Source organism: Pectobacterium sp. HCp5_1, from assembly GCF_032905925.1.
Lineage (GTDB): Bacteria > Pseudomonadota > Gammaproteobacteria > Enterobacterales > Enterobacteriaceae > Pectobacterium > Pectobacterium brasiliense_A.
Map to the genome: position 1 here is coordinate 1 of NZ_JAUMIO010000075.1, position 2478 is coordinate 2478.

Sequence of the window (2478 nt, forward strand, 5' to 3'; positions counted from 1 at the left end):
CAGTGCCGGTATATGTGGCAGTTACTGGAACAGGTAAAGCGATTTATGAATGCCGCTTCGCCGTTCCCCGGAAATCAACATGGTTTGGCTAAAGTGGAGCGGTAATATGCAAAGCTATTTAGATGGAACGTGGCAGACATTGCCAGCGGTGAGAACAAGGCAACAGCCAATAGCAGAGGTTTCATAAACGAAGCTCCTTTATATTAATCGTGATATCAAAGAGTCATGGACGTTATTTCCGCGGCCATGATGGAACTGGGTGCAGGCCTTAGCCGCTACTACACCCGGATATTTTTAGTGATTTTGTGAAACGCCAGTGGCCGCCGCGTGGTGTAGAAATAAGCCACATTAAACGCCGACTTTTTATGGTTCCCTTTACCAAGTGAGGGCCAATCACGAAATGAGTCCAGTTGTTCTTCTGTCCATGGCGTGCTGGAGAAATCAAACAGCACTAGCAGCGACTTACCGTCATACTTCATCAATTTCTTGATTTCCGTGCTGTTCACGGTTGCCGAGATCACAGATCGGGCGGCAGTGGGGCGTCTTACTGCAAATTCCACCGCCACATCGTCGATGATGAAATCAATGTAACCATTGCCGCGCACCGTGCCCGGCAACTTGCTTTTAACTTCCGGCGTTACCTGATCGGCAAACCACCCAAGTAGGTAGCAACGTACCAGTGGTAATAATTCCCTTTCGCTGCATTCGTTCAGGCGTAATGTCCTGACAAAATCCTTCCGGTAGAGTGACGAGAACAGGTATTCAAAACTCTCAACCACCTGAATCACCGTAGTACTCATTCCTGCTTCCCTTTTGACTTTTTATCAAGGTAACGGCTCGGCCAGAGTTCTTCCGGCCTCATATCCAATGCTTGGGCAATCAACCCTTCAGCACGTGGATAGTGCCGTTCAAAGGCGTTATTGAGTGTTCGCGCCGCAAGCCCCTGTTCACGGGAAAGCTGCGAAAGTGCCAGACCACGTTTATGCAGCGCCGCCACGATATCGGCACGGTGCCAGTCCTGTGGACTTCCCTTGCTTCGCTTTTTTTGCGATGCTGATGAGTTATTCACTGTATTAACTCCATTGAATCAGTACATGGATATTAAAAGCGAATAAAGAGAACTTATCAAGTTCCTTTTAATTGGTTTTTTGTTCTTTTTTACAACGCATTGATATCTGGTGAGATTTTTATGACTAAAAACATGAACAGTAACTCGGAATCCCAGCTACCCGCAGAGCAGGTGAATGACGGGCAGGCATGGCTGACAGCAGAAGAGTTCGTCGGTATGGAAGGTATGCCAGGAACGGCTAAAGGTGCCCGTCTGCGCCTGGAAAAACTGGCTGATCTGCATCCCGAAATCAAACGCAAACGGACGCGGGGAAAGGGGTTCGTGTACCACATTAGTGCGGCGGGAATGTCGCTGAAAAGTGAGCGTGAAGCTGTTCAATTGACAGTAGATGAAAAGCTGAATCTCTGGATACAACTTTTCAAAACCATGAGCCCGTCATCACGTGACAAACTGCTGCAACAGGCATTGAACCAAGTGGCAGAGGATTTGGCAACGACTCAACCGAATGCAGTTGATGATGAGTGATGTGGTCGTAACCATCTGATTGATAAATGGTTTCACATTGCGATTATTTTACTTGAAACTATAATTTTGATATAATACCAACACTGGCTCATATATATGTATGGGCTAACATACACCACCAACATCCATGTTTTATTTATTCCCTGCTATCCGGGCGGATGATGTGTGCCGTTTATATTGTAATAGACAACTCGGAATTAATGATGAAACGGAAAATGACAATACACCAGTCAGGGCTACGCTTACCTGTTAGCCAGGCATTTCTTAATATCATGTGCGACGTATTACCGACACATCCAGATATTCCTTCAGCGACTATTATTCATTTTCATGATCCCCAATATACGGCGGAACAGGGCGGCTTTCACCCCATAGAGATTCGTCTGTATTCCCGACCGAATGGATGGCATTTTGACTACCTGACAGACTTTAGTTATATGGGGGGGCCATGGCCTGAACTGGAAAAGGAATTGGATATCAGCTGGAGTCAGTCTTATGTCTGGCATTATTTAATGGGCGATATTGATGTAGAGGAGGGCGGTGCACTATTTGAACTCTGGCAACGTAACTTTATTCTCTATTGGAAAATGAAAATTTACACGGTTTCTGTTCATCAAGAACGCTAATTTTCAAGTTAATAACGCGCGCGCAAAAAATATATTCATGACGTCATGAGCAACAATAATGTGGCTCTTAAAATGAAACAATTCAAAAAACTCACTCCCGCAGTGCAAGGAACGCTGGACAGTTTATGCGGAATATACGGTCACGTATTCAACTCGGTGATCGTCAGGTAGAATGTTCATCTGTTTTCCTAAATATTTAGAAGAAGAGCCTGATGGCAACGGTTGAGGTAAAATGCCCGTTTTGTGAGCAAACAGACC

Annotated in this window: 5 protein-coding genes; 3 read left to right on the forward strand and 2 right to left on the reverse strand. The window is 45.5% G+C overall.

Annotated features, from left to right (window positions below):
- Positions 1-105, forward strand: a 105-nt coding sequence (locus Q3A88_RS21715) for a hypothetical protein (RefSeq protein WP_317178013.1), incomplete at its 5' end; no start/stop codon positions are given.
- 173 nt (positions 106-278) lie between these two features.
- Here Q3A88_RS21715 and Q3A88_RS21720 read toward each other — a convergent pair.
- Together Q3A88_RS21720 and Q3A88_RS21725 are read right to left on the reverse strand one after the other, a co-directional pair.
- Positions 279-800 carry a hypothetical protein gene (locus tag Q3A88_RS21720; protein WP_317178651.1) on the reverse strand — a complete coding sequence of 174 codons (522 nt, stop codon included), beginning with the start codon at positions 798-800 and terminating at the stop codon, positions 279-281.
- Positions 797-1069, reverse strand: coding sequence for a helix-turn-helix transcriptional regulator (locus Q3A88_RS21725; RefSeq protein ID WP_317178652.1), 273 nt, complete (start codon positions 1067-1069; stop codon positions 797-799). The genes Q3A88_RS21720 and Q3A88_RS21725 overlap by 4 nt, the downstream gene beginning before the upstream one ends.
- A 120-nt stretch (positions 1070-1189) precedes the next feature.
- On the opposite strand from Q3A88_RS21725, the gene Q3A88_RS21730 reads away from it, so the two are divergent.
- A complete protein-coding gene (locus Q3A88_RS21730; protein ID WP_181846792.1) occupies positions 1190-1594 on the forward strand; it encodes a hypothetical protein in 405 nt (134 codons plus the stop codon).
- A 215-nt stretch (positions 1595-1809) separates the two neighbouring features.
- Entirely contained in the window at positions 1810-2220 is a 411-nt protein-coding gene (locus tag Q3A88_RS21735) for a DUF2787 family protein (protein WP_317178653.1), read from the forward strand.
- The last annotated feature ends 258 nt before the right edge of the window (positions 2221-2478 follow it).